We start from the raw sequence: 16,285 nt of genomic DNA on the forward strand, positions 1-16,285 counted from the left end.
ACTAGACGGAGACGGAACCAAAGGGCCAGCTATGGCTGATTGTCTATCGGATTATAGACCTGAAATCTAGTTGTAAATTTACCACCTAACGGCATTAAACTAATTCAAATCTCGTGCCTTAATCTGGATCGAACGAATGCAACCGAAACGGCTTTCTTAGAACATTCCAGCAGAGAGTTGATCCTGAATAGAAATTTTAAGTATAGCTTAGGGATGCAAGAACCCGACCACTTCTTGAATCTCACGCAGGATTGGTGAGGAGATATCATTGGCGCGGTCGATCCCCTGACGCAAAATTCCGTCGACATACGCCGGGTCTGCCATGATCCGTCGCATTTCTTCTTGAATTGGCGTGAAGTGCGCAACTGCCAAATCCGCGAGATCCTGCTTGAAGGTCGAGAATTGCCCGCCGCCAAAACGCTGGCAAACATCCTCAACCGAACAATCATCCAACGCCGCATATATGCCCATGAGGTTTGCAGCTTCGGGTCGGCCCTCTAGCCCGTCTGGACTATCTGGCAAAGGATGAGGGTCGGTCTTTGCTTTCCGAATTTTCCGCGCGATCGTATCCGGCTCATCAATCATGTTAATTCGGGAATTATCTGACGGATCAGATTTGCTCATTTTATTGGAGCCGTCCCGCAAAGACATCACTCGGGTCGCTTCGCCTAAAATCAGCGGCTCTACTTCTGGAAACAGATCAACTCCAAAATCGGCGTTAAACTTCTGTGCGATGTCGCGGGTTAATTCCAGATGCTGCTTTTGATCGTCACCGACCGGAACGTGGGTTGCCTTATAAAGCAGGATATCTGCCGCCATCAAATTGGGATAGGCGAACAACCCGATGGAGGCGTTTTCGCGATTTTTCCCAGCTTTTTCCTTAAACTGAGTCATGCGGTTCAGCCAACCCATGCGCGCAATACAGTTCAATATCCACGCCAGTTCCGCATGGCCGGACACTTGGCTTTGATTAAAAATAATATTGCGTTTTGGGTCCAAGCCTGACGCTAAAAGCCCGGCCGCGACTTCCCGTGTATTCGCGCGGAGTTCAGCGGGGTCCTGCCACACGGTTATCGCGTGCAAATCCACCAGACAAAAAAGACACTCAAATTCGTCTTGCAGTCGAACCCAATTGCGGATCGCACCAAGATAATTCCCCAAATGGAGATTACCTGTCGGCTGCACACCAGAAAAAATACGCTTCATATCAAGGCCTTTCCCTTTTCCCAGGTCATTATTTTGCCCGAGATGAAAGCGGCGGAGTTATGCCGCCTGATCAACGGCGGGTCAAGGGGAGGGCAAATTATCCGCTCTTCTAAGGCTTTTGATATCCTGATAAGACGCAGCACCTAGTAATTGCGCAAGACCACCGAAGACTGTGGCACCGCCAATGACTAAGAGCGCCAGCGCCGTGACCTTCTCCATTAATCCGCCATTCAAGAACGGTTGCAGCAAAGGCAGCACTGCCCACAAGACAACTCCCATGCCGATGCTTGCTAGAATTGCACGGGGCAATCGGCTTTTAAGGCGGACGTCGGGTTGCAGGTGTCCCCGGTTTTTAAGAATGATCGATAATATAATCACATTCAGCCAAGCCGATATGGCTGTTGCGGCCGCGATTCCGACATGCAGCAATGGTTTCATTAATGCCAGGTTGAGCGCCAAGTTGACCAACATGCAGATCGCCCCAACCTTGATGGGCGTTGCCGTGTCACCACGTGCAAAGAAGCCGGGAGCCAGCGCTTTAACGGCAACATACGCAGGCAATCCAGCGGCATAAACTGCCAACGCCGCCGCCGTCGCCTGTGATTGCGCGCCCCCAAATTCCCCTCTTTCAAACAGAACAGAAATGACCGGCAGTGAAATCACCATCAGGGCTGCTGCTGCAGGCAGAGTCAGGAGCAGGGAAAATTCCAACGCCCGGTTCTGACTGTGCAAGGCTTCTGCTTCTGCGCCATTACGAACTTGGCGGGATAGCAACGGCAATAGTGCCGTGCCCACCGCCAACCCAATCACACCCAACGGCAGCTGGTTCACCCGATCTGCAAAGAAAAGGTAAGAAATTGATCCGGACGGCAGCAATGATGCGATGATCGTATCGATCAACAAATTTACTTGATACAGGCCCGCGCCAAGGGCCAACGGCAACATCTTAACCAATAACTCCCTGACCCGGGGCGTGAGGCGCGGGCGCCGGAATTTAAACGTCATACCAATCCGAGAACACGCCGTATAGAGCCAGATAAACTGCACGACCCCCGCTGCTGCAACGCCCCAAGCCAGGGCATGTGCAGCCGTCTCAACCAAGGGTGCCAACAAAAGAATGGCCCCGATCAAACAAATGTTCAGCAAAATGGGGGTCGCCGCTGCGGCCGCAAAACGATCCAAGGAATTGAGCACGCCGCCCATCAACGACACCAACGACACAAACAGCAAATAGGGAAATGTAATTCGCGTGAGCAACACGGCGAGGTCAAATTTCTCAGAATCAGCCGTGAACCCCGGTGCAAAAGCCAGCATAGCCAACGGCATGGCGATTTCTATTAAAGCAATAAATAACAGCAACACCCAAAAAAGTCCGCTGAGCGCTTCTTCTGCAAATAGCTTAGCCGAGTCCCTACCTTCAGATTCATTCAATCCAGTAAAAATGGGCACGAACGCCGCGTTGAAAGCGCCTTCGGCAAAAAGCCTGCGGAATAAATTTGGAAATTTAAAGGCGACAAAAAATACGTCCGCCAACACTCCGGCACCGAGTATAGCGGCAATCAGAATATCACGGACAAACCCCAGAATGCGGCTGATCAAGGTGAAGCCGCCCACCGTGGCAATGGCGCGCAAAAGACCCATTAATGATGTTTATCGGAATTTTATGGCGGCGAAAAGGCGCTGGAAGCACGCCCCACTTTCGGGATACCTCCCCTTAACCGTCATTTTTGCGAGCAAAATTTAAAATAAACGTAAGTAAGGCTTCCGGTGTATCAACCTTGCTGCAAATCCCTGCTTCAGCAACTGCGGCTGGCATACCCCAAACGATACTTGACTCTTCATCCTGCGCAATCACGGTGCCGCCTGCTTCAACAATTTTACGCGATCCGGCCAACCCGTCCCGTCCCATGCCCGTGAAAATTATGCCCAGGACCCGAGGGCCATACACTTTCGCAAGGCTCGTAAACATCGGATCCACTGCGGGCCGACAGTAATTAACGGGAGGATCATCGGTCAGCCGAATTCTCTTCCTTATCGAATTCCCCGCAACCGTCATATGGACATCGCCAGGGGCCAAGTAAACACGGCCACTTTTCAGTTCCTCACCGTCTTTCGCTAATTCACAAACCCATTTTCCAGCTTTTGTGATATGCCCCGCCATTTGGGTCATAAAAGACGCTGGCATGTGCTGAGTGATAAGAATTGGCTGAGGAATTACCGGAGGCAACTGCTCAAACAACGAGACCAAGACCCGCGGGCCCCCGGTCGAAGAACCTATGGCAATAATCTCGGGGCGTTTGGACGATGGTTCACGCAGCTGAATTTTAGGTTTTACCGGGGCTACAATAGTTCGCTTGGCATCCGACCGGCGACGGCGCACCCGAGCAAGCGCCTTAATTTTCGATGTCAGTTCTAACCTAAATTTAGAATCGATGCTTTTTTTATGGCGGCTCACCGGCAACGTAACGATTTCAACGGCCCCCGCCACGAGTCCATCCATAATAATCTTTACGTTTCGAAACGTTAGAGTCGCCACCATGATGATCTTGAGGTCTGGGTCAACTTTCAACATATTTGGAATTGCTCTAAGGCCATCTATTTCCGGCATGCCGATATCCATCACCACCACGTCAACATGTCCTTGTCTCAAGCGACCCGGAACCAAACTACCTGTTACCGGCTGGGCGACGACCTCAGCGCCAGCCATCGTTTTGAGAGATTCTAAAATCGGTTTACAAACAACCTCGGACTTGCCTGCGACAATAATATTTGTGCTGTGCCCCCCCACAGAACTGCCCAAGGAACTTCTGCTGGAACGGGACGTCGGTGGAGTACTTGGAAGAGCCATAAGTTTAAATTCGCAACATCATTTGATTTAATTCAATAATATATTTCATTCTGCCGCAGCAGCGTTTTGCTCGGCGTCGCTACCCGAGGAGGCTATTGGGGGCGACAAAACGACTAAAAGAGATTTTCGAATCGCTTCATGTTTTTCTTTGTTCTCTACTTTCAAACCGAAAATATCCTTCACGTAAAACACGTCAACGACCCGAACGCCGTATGTGGAAATATGGGCACTGGCAATTTGTAAACCCAAAGCGGTAATTGCGGCGGTTACATCGTGTAAAAGACCAACCCGATTTCGCCCATTTAATTCAATAACAGTGTGAGTGCGGCTGAGTTTATTGTCCACCAAAACATGGGGTGGCACTTTGAACACCCGCGTGCGCTTGGGCGGTGCATGATCGCGCAGCAGCTCTAGTTCCTGGGCAATGTTTATCTGCCCTGACAACGCCTCTTCAATTCGGTTGTGAAGTTTTTTCAAGCGCTCAGGACTTTCAAATGCGCCCCCCTGAACATCTTGAATCCAAAACGTATCCAGGGCCATGCCATTAGACATTGTCATAATTTTAGCATCAACAATGGGGGCTCCCGCCAAGGCTATGGCACCGGCAATGCGTGAAAACAATCCGGGATCATCAGCTGTATAGATAACCAATTCAGTCACCGCCGAATCCGCTAGAACCCGCGTTTCAATGTGCAGATTTAAACCCTTCGTTTCAGCCTGGCGGATAAGTTCCGCATGATGGATGTGAGAATCTGCCGGGAATGTCAGCCAATAATTATCATATCCGCGCGCCAGATGGGCCTCAATTTCAGGTTCGGTCCATCCGCTGAGCGAGTCACGCAGACGTTCCTTGGCACGCGCCACTCGGCTGGCCCGTTGTTCAGCCGGAGCGCCACCCGTCAGAACTTCGAGAGTCCGGTAATAAAGGTCCCGCAACAGGCCCGCTTTCCAGGCATTCCACACATTGGGGCCAACCGCACGAACGTCAGCAACCGATAACACCAACAGCAACCTAAGTCGCTCCGGTGACTGAATCGCATCGGCAAAATCACTGATCGTCTTTGGGTCCTCAAGGTCACGTTTGAAAGCTGTGTTCGTCATCCGTAAATGGTTCAGGACCAGCCAGGATACGGTTTCTGTTTCCCATTCATTGAGCCCCATCCGAGGGCATAATTTCAGCGCAATTTCGGCACCAATTTCCGAATGACTGCCGCCCCGCCCCTTGGCGATATCGTGCAACAGGACTGCCAAGTAGAGCACGCGTCGAGACTGGATTTCGCGAATGACGCCACTGGTCAGAGGGTGCTCTATTTGCAACTTTCCCTGCTCAATACTGTAAAGCGTACCAATGGCGCGTATGGTATGTTCATCAACGGTATACACATGATACATGTCATATTGCATCTGCGCGACGACCCGCCCGAAGTCAGGGATAAAACGCCCCAGGACTCCGGCTTCGTTCATACGCATCAGGGTAATTTGCGGATCTTTCTGAGATGTTAGAATTTCGACGAACAGCCGATTTGCTTCCGGATCATTGCGCAACAATTTGTCGATACATTTCAAACTTTGTTTCACCCAGCGCAGCGCCTGCGGATGAATATCCAGATCATGCTTCTGGGCTTCATAAAATAGTCGGATGAACTTTATCGGGTCGGATTTAAAATCTTCAGCCCCTTCGACATTCAGGCGCCCGCTATCGACCTGAAAGCCGTCAATTTTCATTCGGGAGAACGAAAGAGACGGCAGTTTGAAGCCGCGTTTTTTTTGCTGATCTTCCAAGACCGCGCAAAGGATTCGCGTCAGGTCGCCAACATCCTTAGCAATGAGAAAATAATATTTCATGAAGCGCTCGACACCCTTCATGCCAGCGCGATCTGTATACGACATGCGGCCCGCCAATTCGTTCTGCACATCGAAGCTCAGTCGCTCTTCTGGTCGGCCGACCAAATAATGAAGGTGACACCGAACGGTCCACAGAAAATTTTGTGCCTTGGCGAACAGTTTGGCATCGGCAGTTGTTAAAACACCCAGGTCTACCAGTTGGCTAACATCGTCCACCTTGTAAATAAACTTGGCGATCCAAAACAAAGTTTGTAGATCCCTGAGGCCGCCTTTGCCTTCTTTAATATTAGGCTCCAGCACATAACGGGTATCCCCCATGGAGGCATGACGCTTGTCACGTTCTTCAAGTTTAGCATCGGTAAATCCAAGTTGATCCTTGGCAACGACTTCCTCGGCAAATCGCAGTTTGAAGTCACGGTAAAGCTGTTCGCCGCCCATCAGCCAACGGCATTCCAGCAGGCTTGTACAAATGGTCAGGTCTTGGCGAGCCAAGCGGATGCTTTCATCCACCGACCGGGTCGCATGCCCAACCTTCAACCCCAAGTCCCACAGCATATAAAGCATGAATTCGATGATTTGTTCGGAATGGGCCGTCTTTTTGTAGGGCAGCAGGAATAAAAGATCGATATCCGAATGCGGTGCCATTTCTTGTCGGCCGTAGCCGCCTGTCGCCGCTACTGATATTTGTTCACCGGTGGTTGGATTGGCCATCGGGTAAACGTGCTGGATGGCAAAGTCGTGAATGCTCAGAACCAATTGGTCGATCAAAAACGAATTTGACCGCACAGCTTCGTCGCCAGAGATGTTCTCTTCTTCGAAGCGACGGCGGACTTCATCGAATCCAGTCTTCAAATAGGTTTTGAAGATCGCCAGAACCTGGCCTTGAGTTTTCGACGTGTACCCCGACCAGCCGACCAAATCTTCCAATTCGCCGACCAAGGCCTTCCGATCAATGATTTGTTTCTTTTTTGGAACCCGTGCCATTGTTTATCTAAGTATTTCCGTCCAATTATCTGCGTCGTCATCTTATATAGAAATATAATGTATAGCGAGCAGTGATGGTTAGCCGCTTAACAGGCCCTTGAGACGATAGATCAGGTCCAGGGCTTCGCGGGGTGTCAGTTCATCTGCGCTGATGTCACGAAGCTCTTCCTCCACCGGCGACGGTCCGGTTGGTGCTAACACACGGGCGGCCTCTTCTTGAACGACGGCAAACAAGGGAAGGTCGTCCGCTAAACGTGTGACCGTTGCAGATTGTTCTCCCTTTTCAATGGTTTCCAGGATTTGTTTTGAGCGGGAAACAACGCTACTGGGCAGTCCGGCCAACTTTCCGACATGGATGCCATAGGATCGGTCTGCAGACCCGGCACCTACTTCGTGCAGGAAAACGACATCCCCCTGCCATTCCTTAACCCGCATGGTATGGCAGGCGAGGCCGTCCAATTTATCGGCCAATGCGGTCAATTCGTGATAATGCGTGGCAAACAGGGCGCGGGATTTATTGACTTCGTGGAGATGCTCAACCACCGCCCAAGCAATGGAAAGCCCATCAAACGTCGCGGTTCCGCGTCCGATTTCATCTAAGATAACCAGCGAACGCGCTGTCGCCTGGTGTAAGATGGCGGCGGTTTCGACCATTTCCACCATGAACGTGGACTGACCGCGGGCTAAATCATCGGCCGCACCGACCCGGGAAAATAACCGATCAACGATGCCGATCTTTGCCGAACCTGCGGGCACATATGCCCCCATTTGGGCGAGGATCGCAATCAACGCATTTTGCCGCAAAAAAGTACTTTTACCGGCCATATTCGGACCGGTCAGCAGCCACAGTTGGCCGTCCGTCGCCAGATCACAATTGTTGGCCACAAACGCTGACTGCCCTGTCTGCTTAAGCGCCACCTCAACCACAGGATGCCGCCCCTCAGCAATTTCGAATTCCGTGCCTGTGCTCAACTCGGGCCGGCAATAACGACCATCGACAGCAAGCTCGGCCAGCGCAGCGCCCACATCAAGCCGCGCCAAGGCATTCGCAGCCAAGGCGATTTCCTCAACCCGGCCTTTAACTTCGTTCACAAGGTCTTCGAACAATCCCAATTCCAGCGCTACGGCCCGATCCGCAGCGCGGGCGATTTTGGTCTCTAACTCACCCAATTCAACCGTCGTGAAACGAACCGCGTTGGCCATGGTCTGGCGATGGATAAACGGGTCTTCGGCACCGGATGGAACGTTGTCTCCTTGTTTAGCAGGCACTTCGATAAAGTAGCCCAGCACATTGTTATGTTTGACTTTTAGGGTAGAGACACCGGTCTGCTCAACGTAGCCTGCTTGCAATCCAGCGATAAGTCTCCGGCTCTCATCACGGAGCGTGCGGAACTCATCCAGCTCCGCCGAATACCCCTCGGCAATGAAGCCGCCATCGCGGGCATAGATCGGCAAGTCCGGTGCCAATGCCCTGTTGAGGCGGTCGACCAATTCACCATGAAAGCCCAAGTCTTCTAGGCATTGTTCCAGCTCATGCGGCTGTCCCGCCAGACCGCCCCCTTCGAACGCGGCGCGTAATTCAGCGGTGAGCGCAAGACCGGTTTTAATGCCAGCCAAATCCCGGGGGCCGCCCCGGTCCAGCGTAATCCGGGATAAAGCCCGCTCTACATCCGGGCATTGTTTTAGATGCCCCCGCACATCGCCGCGCAAACGTTCCGAATCGACAAAAAACCGCACCAGATCAAGCCGTGCATCGATGGCTGTAACATCGGTCAGTGGTGCCGCCATGCGGGAGGCCAAAAGTCGTGCGCCGGCTCCCGTCACGGTGCGATCAATGACATTGATCAAACAGCCCTGGCGTTCACCAGATAAAGTTTCGGTCAGTTCCAAATTCCGCCGGGTCGCCGCATCAATTTCCATCACAGCGCCCTGGCTTAAACGCTGCAAACGGCCAATGCGCGGCAATCGCCCTTTTTGAGTAAGCTCCACATAATCGATCAAAGCACCTGCGGCTGCGACCTCGGGTAACGTGAAATCACCAAAGCCGTCTAAAGACGTTACATCAAAAAGAGACTCCAACCGCTTGCGACCATTGGTACTATCGAAGCGGGCTGCGGGCATAGGCGAGAGCTTGTCCGACCAAATGCCAAACACATCAAACAATTCAGGCTTCTGGATCAGCTTGTCGGAGACCAAAAGTTCGCCGGGCGCGACCCTTGTTAAAGCTGCCGCCAAGATGCCTGCATCCACGGGTTGAGTGTGAAAATCACCGGTGGAAACATCAATCCATGCCAGTCCCAGTCCACCCCGAGCCTCTGCACACGCGGCCAAATAATTGTGCCGGCGGGCATCTAACAAGGTATCTTCGGTCAAGGTCCCCGGAGTCACTACCCGAACAACGTCGCGTCGGACGACTGACTTGTTACCACGTTTTTTCGCTTCCGCCGGGTCTTCGCTTTGCTCACAAACGCAGACCTTAAATCCCTTACGAATGAGGCGCTGTAAGTAAGACTCGTGACTATGGACCGGCACCCCACACATGGGGATGTCTTCACCCAGATGCTTGCCGCGTTTGGTCAGGGTGATGTCGAGGGCTTCCGCCGCCTGAACCGCATCGTCGAAGAACATTTCATAGAAATCCCCCATTCGATAAAACAGCAAGCCTTCCGGATGCTCGTGCTTAATCGCCATAAACTGCGTCATCATTGGCGTCACGGCGGCACTTTTGCTGCTGGGTGGCGTTTTATCTGGTATGGGCTCGTGCACGATTAGTATTGTTCTCTTGAGATTAAAATTATTCGCCGGGACCATAACACAGAGGCACCCAATCGTGCTATAATTCGAGTCCTGGAAGGAGACAAAATCATGCCGGATACTGCCACTCAAATCTCGACACCCGAAGTTGTTGGTCTTTTCGCCGATCGGGAAAGCTTTCAAGCCGCTGTTGATGCGTTGTTCGCCGCTGGGTTCGAGCGTACCGATCTCAGCGTTCTGAGCTCTCACGAATCAATCGATGCGGCGGGCAAACCGAGCAAGCCCTGGAAAGATGTCCTAACCGCACTTATTGGCGAGCTGAAATATGAGGGACCCTTGGTCGCATCTGGCGCAATTATTCTGGTGGGCGGCCCAACAGCAGCAGCGATTGCCGCAACCATTGGAACCGCCGTCACTGGCATCGCCGCCAAGGAGCTGTTAGACGAAGTCACCGCCACGCCGCACACCGAAGACTTTGCGCGTTCGTTGGAAGCTGGCAGCCTTATTCTGTGGGTGCGTGCGGAAACCGCAGAAAGGGAAGCGTTAGCGACGTCAATTTTAACATCTAGTGGCGGCACCAATGTTCACGTGCATGAGACTTAATCGAGTGCCGCCAACGCCTTCTCATACGCAGTAACAGACTCTTTTCCGAAGCAACAAAATATAACCCGTTCCGGCCCGTCGCCGCGATCTAGAAATTCAGCCACTGTCTCAACCGCGATCTTGGCGGCGCGCTCCAGCGGAAAATGATAGACGCCCGTGCTGATCGCCGGAAAAGCAACACTAGTGAGATTGTTGCCGACGGTAAGTCCAAGGGACCGCTTGTAGCAGCTGGCCAGTAAATCATCTTCGCCCGCATCACCCCCGTTCCACACCGGTCCCACTGTGTGAATAATGTAGGTGGCTGGCAAGTTGTAGCCGTTGGTGAGACGCGCTTCGCCCGTTGGGCAGACGCGCAACGCTCGGCACTCGATCAATAATTCAGGACCCGCTGCCCGGTGAATGGCACCGTCCACACCACCACCCCCCAAAAGCGATTCCTTGGCGGCATTGACGATGGCATCGACCTCTAGCTTGGTGATGTCGCCTTCGACAATTTCCATTGCTTCGTTCATGGCTAAACTTCCGATTTTGTCTTATCCGGTGGAAATCTACGAATTAGCCACAGCAATAACAACAACCCTGGAAGTGCCGCTGCTGTGGTCACCAGGAAGTACGTCACCCAATCCATATTGTCGGCCAGCCAGCCGCCGCCCGACGCAAAGATCGTCCGCGCAAACGCCATCAAGGATGACAGCAGCGCGTATTGGGTGGCGGTATAGGCGATGTTGCAGAGGCCAGAAAGGTAAGCGATGAAGGCAATAGTCGCCATGCCACCGGTGAAATTCTCGATGCTGATTGTGACCGCCAGCATGGGCACGGAATAACCCACCCAAGCTTGTGCCGCAAAGGCGAGGTTCGACAACGCTTGTAAAATACCGCACACCATCAGCGCTTTTAAGATGTCCATCCGCGCGACCAAGACGCCGCCAAGGAACCCGCCAATCAAAGTCATGACCAAGCCATAGCCCTTGCTGACCAAACCGATTTCTGTTTTTGAAAATCCCATTTCTCGGTAAAACGGGTTAGCCATCACGCCTAAAAGCGCATCGCCGTATTTATAAAGTGCCACGAACAATAGGATCATCAACCAGTGCGGTCGGGACATGAAATCAAAGAACGGCCCAATGACCGCATCCGTAAAAGATTCGGTACTCGTCGGACGGTTAGGCTCTTTATTCAGTAGTACGGTAGCCAATCCCACGACCATGAGGCCCGACATGGCCACATACGCCACCTGCCAATCCCAGAAGTCTGCGATGATTAATGCTCCCCCACCAGCCACCAGCAATGCAATTCGGTAGCCAGTAACAAGATTGGCCGCACCTGCGCCTTGTTGATCGTCTTCTAAAATTTCTATCCGATAGGCATCAATGCCGATGTCCTGGGTAGCTGACGCAAACGCCAGTACCACCGCCCAAAACGCTACCGGCCAAAGGTCTTCAGACGGGTCCGTCGCGCCGAGTCCCAAAATCGCACCGATGATCGCCAATTGTGACAGCACCATCCATCCCCGCCGCTGGCCCAACATCTGGGTCAGCACGGGCAGTGGCATCCGATCCACAATCGGAGCCCACAAAAATTTTAGTGCATAGGCGGTACTGGCCCAGCTAAAAAGACCGATCAATGTTTTTGATACGCCCTCATCCTTCAGCCACGCCGACAGGGTGGAATACACCAGCAACAACGGCAGGCCGCTGGAAAAGCCGAAGAACAACAGCGCCACCACACGCCGCTCAAAATAGACAGACCAGGAGGCAATCCAGGTCTGGACCATGACTACTCTTTTTCCGCGGCGCGACTGGCGCGTTTACGCTCGTGCGGGTCCAGCAATCTTTTGCGCAACCTAACGCTGCTCGGCGTGACCTCTACCAGTTCGTCGTCATCGATATAGGCAATGGCTTGTTCCAGGCTCATCAAACGCGGCGGCGTCAACCGAATGGCATCGTCCGTACCAGAGGCACGAACATTGGTCAGCTGCTTCGACTTCATGGGGTTAACTTCCAGGTCATTGCCGCGGCTGTGTTCGCCAATAACCATGCCTTCGTAGACTTTTACGCCAGAACCAACGAACAATGGGCCACGACCTTCCAAGCCGGCGAGGCCATACCCGACGGTGCTGCCTTGCGCGTTAGAAATCAGAACACCGTTCCGCCGTCCGGGGATCGCGCCGAGATAGGGACCGAAGCTATGGAAGACCCGCGCCATAATTCCAGTGCCTCGGGTTTCCGTTAAGAATTCGCCGTGATAACCGATCAATCCCCGTGCCGGTGCATGAAACGTCAGTCGAACTTTGCCGCCACCCGAAGGCCGCATTTCTTTCATTTGGCCTTTACGAATGCTGATGGCTTCCACCACCACGCCAGAGAATTCTTCGTCCACATCGACCTGGACTTCTTCCATGGGTTCAAGGCGCTCGCCGGTCTTTTCGTCGGTTTGGTACAAGACCCGAGGCCGACTGATGGAAAGCTCAAACCCTTCCCGGCGCATGGTTTCGATCAACACGCCCAGTTGTAATTCACCCCGGCCTGCGACTTCGAAGGCGTCATTGTTCCCGGTCTCGGTAATCCGAATCGACACATTGCCTTCTGCTTCGCGCAATAAACGTTCGCGAACGACGCGCGACGTGACCTTGGTTCCTTCTTTCCCAGCAAACGGCGAATCGTTAATCGACATCGTCATCGACAGGGTCGGCGGATCAACAGGGTCGGCAGTCAGAGGTGTCTCCACCTCATCGGCACACAAGGTATCGGACACGGTGGAGTTGGTGAAACCAGCCATGGCGACAATATCGCCAGCTTCAGCACGATCAACAGGCACACGTTCCAGTCCCCGAAAACGCAGCAGCTTGGTGACCTTCGTTTGTTCAACCAGCCCACCTTCCCGGTTCAGCGCCTTAATGTTTTTATTAACGGCGATCGAGCCGGTTTCGATGCGTCCGGTCAAAATCCGCCCCAAATAGGGATCGGCTTCCAACGTGGTCACAAGCATTGAGAAAGGTGCATCGGCATCCACGCTCGGCATTGGCACGTGCGCGATAATTTTCTCGAATAAAAGATCAAGGTTGGTGCCTTGCGCCGACATGTCGTCGCCCGCCCAGCCTTCCTTCGCCGACGCAATCAGCAGTGGGAAGTCGAGTTGCGCGTCGGTTGCATCCAAGGCCGCAAACAAATCAAAAACTTCTTCGTGAACTTCATCCAACCGCGCATCAGGACGGTCAGCTTTATTAATAACGACAATAGGTTTGAGCCCCAATTTCAACGCTTTGCCGGTGACAAACTTTGTCTGCGGCATCGGGCCTTCGGCGGCATCCACCAACAATAGCACACCATCGACCATGCTTAAGATGCGTTCGACCTCGCCGCCGAAATCAGCGTGACCAGGGGTGTCGACAATGTTCAGAGTTGTGCCCTGCCAATCGACGGACGTGCACTTGGCGAGAATGGTAATCCCACGCTCGCGCTCAAGCTCACCTGAATCCATCGCGCGGCTGGCGACTTCTTGGTTGTCCCGAAAGAGGCCGCTTTGACGCAGCATGACGTCAACCAAGGATGTTTTGCCATGGTCGACGTGGGCGATGATCGCAATATTTCTGAGTGTCACGTGTTAATCCAATGATTCTTCTAGAGTGTTTTCAACAAGTTCGCGGAACGAGACATCAGGCCTGGCCCCCATGTGCTGAATGGTCTCCGCAGCCACAATCGCGCCGATGCGCCCACATTTATCCAACGGCATTTCTTGAGTAAATCCGAACAAGAACCCAGCCGCGAAAGCATCACCTGCACCTGTGGTATCAGCTAGATTTGCAACGGGTTCGGCATCAAGCACATGGACTTCTTCGCCCGATACAATCACCGCGCCGTTTTCACTCCGAGTCAACGCAGCGATGTCGCAACCTTCACGCACATGTTGAAGCGCTTCATCGAAGGTCTTGGTTTCATAGAGCGATTTAATTTCATCTTCGTTGGCAAAAAGAATATCCACATGATTTTTGACCAAGTCGCGGAATTCATCCCGGTATCGGCCAACGCAAAATGCATCAGACAAAGATAAAGAAACCAAGCGACCGGCGTCATGAGACATTTCCGAGGCTTTAATAAAAGCTTCCTTGGCCTGGGGTGGGTCAAACAAATAGCCCTCCAGGTAACATATCTTAGACTCTGCGATGACATCTGGATCGATATCGTCAGGGCCCAATTCCACACAGGCGCCCAAATAGGTCAGCATGGTGCGTTGCGCGTCTGGCGTTACGAAGATCAAACACCGCGCTGTGGGGGTGCCGCTTTGTGCAAGCAGGGTGTCAAAGCCCACGCCTGAAGTTCTGATATCATGGCGGAAAATTGCGCCCAATTGATCATCTCTGACTTTGCCGACGAAGGCCCCTTTGCCCCCTAAGGACGCCAGACCCGCGATGGTGTTCGCCGCTGATCCGCCAGAACATTCAACTGCCGGCCCCATCTCGTCATAGAGGTTCGCCGCCGTTTCCGAATCGATCAGGGTCATTGCCCCCTTGGCCAATTCGTGGCTTTGCAAAAAATCATCATCCGCGTGGGCCAACACATCAACAATAGCGTTGCCAATCCCAACCACATCATACTTGGCGGCGTCCATAGGCGTTTCCTTTTTCGTAGGTGAAAGCGGGCGCAGTATAGCCAGGGCGAACGCCACGGCAAGGAAAGCTTCAAAGGAGACTTTAACCGGATGCCCAATACCCCTATAAAGTGGCATTGTCCTCATCTGGAGACCTTCTATGCGTGCTGCCTTTTCTAAAGCTCTTGGCCAACTGACCGACCCAAAGTTTCAACGGGTGATTTGGACGGGGATTGGGGTTTCGGCGTTGGTCTTTGGATTGCTGTGGTGGGCGGTGTGGATCGTCATTACCAATACACAAGTTTTCGATTCGTGGTGGCTGGGATGGCTTGAGACCATACTGGATTGGCTGGGTGGCGTCGCAGTGATCCTGTTTACCTGGTTGTTGTTTCCGGCCGTGGCGAGTGTGGTCATCGGGCTTTTGATGGAAGTCATTGTCAGCGCCGTTGAAAAAAAGCATTACCCCGAACTGCCCCCCGCACCTGGTGCATCCCGGGCGGCGACATTAATGAGTGCGATCAAGTTGCTTCTTACAATGGTGATCGTAAACATTGTTCTTTTGATTTTCTTATTGATCCCGCCGGTTTTCCCTTTTGTCTTCTACGCCGCAAACGGTTATCTTCTGGGACGGGAATATTTTGAGTTGGTTGCGCTTCGGCGTGTAGACCTTCCCGAAGCGAAGCGGCTCCGGCGAGAAAATAGACGCCAAATCGTACTGGCTGGTGTGGTGGTTGCGTTATTGTTAACGGTTCCGGTTGTAAACTTGGCGGCTCCGGTGATTGGCGTTGCTGTCATGGTTCATTTGTTTACAGCCAATAAGGTGGCCAATAAGACAGTAAGCGCAGAGTAATTTTTTAAAGAAAGGAACGCACAAAATGTTCCGGCGAAATAAAGATGACAACGAGAAGCCCGCGGCCACGGAAGACGAAAACCTAACCGCGCCGCTGAAACCTTTTTCTAAAAAGGGAACGCATGCGCCGTCGAAACCTTCGGCCCCAGCGTACCGCCCGGAGGTTGCACGCCACGTGGTTGAAATTCCCGGTGCCCCCCGCCGTGCCGAACCGAGCCGTTCGAGCAGCATTGAGGGCCGGAAGCTTGTCGTCGGCAGGGAAATTTGCCTAAACGGTGAAATCACGTCCTGCGATACTTTGGTCGTGGAGGGTGAAGTTGAAGCAACCCTCACCGATGCACGCCTAATTGATGTTGCCGAAACCGGCTTATTCAAAGGGTCGGCAACTGTGGATGAGGCAGAAATCAACGGCCGGTTCGATGGTGATTTGACGGCCCGGGACCTTCTTACGGTTCGCGCCGGTGGCCGAGTCAGTGGAACCATTCGCTATGGTCGCATCGTCATTGAATCCGGTGGCGAGATTACCGGTGATACGCAGGCTCTCAGCACAGCGGATAATACAAGCGGGGCTGACTCCAAGGCGTCTTGAAAATAAATTCGGCCCAATC

Annotated in this window: 12 protein-coding genes; 3 read left to right on the plus strand and 9 right to left on the minus strand. The window is 52.9% G+C overall.

Features of this window, described 5'->3' with window-relative positions; translation table 11 throughout:
- Nucleotides 1-207: 207 nt before the first annotated feature.
- The 5 genes from trpS to mutS all read right to left on the minus strand — a co-directional run bounded on the left by trpS (nt 208) and on the right by mutS (nt 9,694).
- Nucleotides 208-1,206 carry a tryptophan--tRNA ligase gene (gene trpS, locus HOM51_11965; protein MBT5035222.1) on the minus strand — a complete coding sequence of 333 codons (999 nt, stop codon included), beginning with the start codon at nt 1,204-1,206 and terminating at the stop codon, nt 208-210.
- A gap of 81 nt (nt 1,207-1,287) precedes the next feature.
- Nucleotides 1,288-2,847 (minus strand): murein biosynthesis integral membrane protein MurJ, encoded by a 1,560-nt coding sequence (gene murJ / locus HOM51_11970; protein ID MBT5035223.1) that lies wholly within the window; start codon nt 2,845-2,847, stop codon nt 1,288-1,290.
- 73 nt (nt 2,848-2,920) lie between these two features.
- The gene (cheB, locus tag HOM51_11975) at nt 2,921-4,054 is read right to left on the minus strand and encodes a chemotaxis-specific protein-glutamate methyltransferase CheB (GenBank protein MBT5035224.1); all 1,134 of its coding nucleotides are present in this window, start codon (nt 4,052-4,054) and stop codon (nt 2,921-2,923) included.
- Nucleotides 4,055-4,099: 45 nt separating this feature from the next.
- Nucleotides 4,100-6,883, minus strand: coding sequence for a [protein-PII] uridylyltransferase (locus HOM51_11980; GenBank protein ID MBT5035225.1), 2,784 nt, complete (start codon nt 6,881-6,883; stop codon nt 4,100-4,102).
- Nucleotides 6,884-6,961: 78 nt separating this feature from the next.
- Nucleotides 6,962-9,694 (minus strand): DNA mismatch repair protein MutS, encoded by a 2,733-nt coding sequence (gene mutS / locus HOM51_11985; protein ID MBT5035226.1) that lies wholly within the window; start codon nt 9,692-9,694, stop codon nt 6,962-6,964.
- Nucleotides 9,695-9,748: 54 nt separating this feature from the next.
- On the opposite strand from mutS, the gene HOM51_11990 reads away from it, so the two are divergent.
- Nucleotides 9,749-10,240 (plus strand): hypothetical protein, encoded by a 492-nt coding sequence (locus HOM51_11990; GenBank protein ID MBT5035227.1) that lies wholly within the window; start codon nt 9,749-9,751, stop codon nt 10,238-10,240.
- On the opposite strand, the gene HOM51_11995 is transcribed toward HOM51_11990, so the two are convergent.
- Genes HOM51_11995 through HOM51_12010 form a run of 4 tightly spaced genes read right to left on the minus strand, consistent with a single transcriptional unit; the run spans nt 10,237 to nt 14,848 of the window.
- Entirely contained in the window at nt 10,237-10,752 is a 516-nt protein-coding gene (locus HOM51_11995; GenBank protein ID MBT5035228.1) for an O-acetyl-ADP-ribose deacetylase, read from the minus strand. The genes HOM51_11990 and HOM51_11995 overlap by 4 nt on opposite strands.
- 2 nt (nt 10,753-10,754) lie before the next feature.
- Nucleotides 10,755-12,014, minus strand: a complete 1,260-nt coding sequence (locus tag HOM51_12000) for an AmpG family muropeptide MFS transporter (protein MBT5035229.1) — start codon at nt 12,012-12,014, stop codon at nt 10,755-10,757.
- Nucleotides 12,015-12,016: 2 nt separating this feature from the next.
- Entirely contained in the window at nt 12,017-13,840 is a 1,824-nt protein-coding gene (typA, locus tag HOM51_12005) for a translational GTPase TypA (GenBank protein ID MBT5035230.1), read from the minus strand.
- A 3-nt stretch (nt 13,841-13,843) separates the two neighbouring features.
- Complete coding sequence (locus HOM51_12010; GenBank protein ID MBT5035231.1) at nt 13,844-14,848, minus strand: adenosine kinase; 1,005 nt, start codon at nt 14,846-14,848, stop codon at nt 13,844-13,846.
- Nucleotides 14,849-14,987: 139 nt separating this feature from the next.
- On the opposite strand from HOM51_12010, the gene HOM51_12015 reads away from it, so the two are divergent.
- A complete protein-coding gene (locus HOM51_12015) occupies nt 14,988-15,677 on the plus strand; it encodes a hypothetical protein (GenBank protein MBT5035232.1) in 690 nt (229 codons plus the stop codon).
- A 25-nt stretch (nt 15,678-15,702) separates the two neighbouring features.
- Nucleotides 15,703-16,266, plus strand: a complete 564-nt coding sequence (locus tag HOM51_12020) for a polymer-forming cytoskeletal protein (protein MBT5035233.1) — start codon at nt 15,703-15,705, stop codon at nt 16,264-16,266.
- The last annotated feature ends 19 nt before the right edge of the window (nt 16,267-16,285 follow it).

The sequence above is a fragment of the Rhodospirillaceae bacterium genome (assembly GCA_018660465.1).
Lineage (GTDB): Bacteria > Pseudomonadota > Alphaproteobacteria > Rhodospirillales > JABJKH01 > JABJKH01.

Bases quoted from the DNA above. Each gene is read 5' to 3' on its own strand.
- HOM51_12010 (MBT5035231.1), bottom strand. From the start codon at position 14,848: ATGGACGCCGCCAAGTATGATGTGGTTGGGATTGGCAACGCTATTGTT.
- cheB (MBT5035224.1), bottom strand. From the start codon at position 4,054: ATGGCTCTTCCAAGTACTCCACCGACGTCCCGTTCCAGCAGAAGTTCC.
- HOM51_11980 (MBT5035225.1), bottom strand. From the start codon at position 6,883: ATGGCACGGGTTCCAAAAAAGAAACAAATCATTGATCGGAAGGCCTTG.
- mutS (MBT5035226.1), bottom strand. From the start codon at position 9,694: ATGGTCCCGGCGAATAATTTTAATCTCAAGAGAACAATACTAATCGTG.
- HOM51_12000 (MBT5035229.1), bottom strand. From the start codon at position 12,014: ATGGTCCAGACCTGGATTGCCTCCTGGTCTGTCTATTTTGAGCGGCGT.
- HOM51_12020 (MBT5035233.1), top strand. From the start codon at position 15,703: ATGTTCCGGCGAAATAAAGATGACAACGAGAAGCCCGCGGCCACGGAA.
- HOM51_11990 (MBT5035227.1), top strand. From the start codon at position 9,749: ATGCCGGATACTGCCACTCAAATCTCGACACCCGAAGTTGTTGGTCTT.
- murJ (MBT5035223.1), bottom strand. From the start codon at position 2,847: ATGGGTCTTTTGCGCGCCATTGCCACGGTGGGCGGCTTCACCTTGATC.
- trpS (MBT5035222.1), bottom strand. From the start codon at position 1,206: ATGAAGCGTATTTTTTCTGGTGTGCAGCCGACAGGTAATCTCCATTTG.
- HOM51_12015 (MBT5035232.1), top strand. From the start codon at position 14,988: ATGCGTGCTGCCTTTTCTAAAGCTCTTGGCCAACTGACCGACCCAAAG.
- HOM51_11995 (MBT5035228.1), bottom strand. From the start codon at position 10,752: ATGAACGAAGCAATGGAAATTGTCGAAGGCGACATCACCAAGCTAGAG.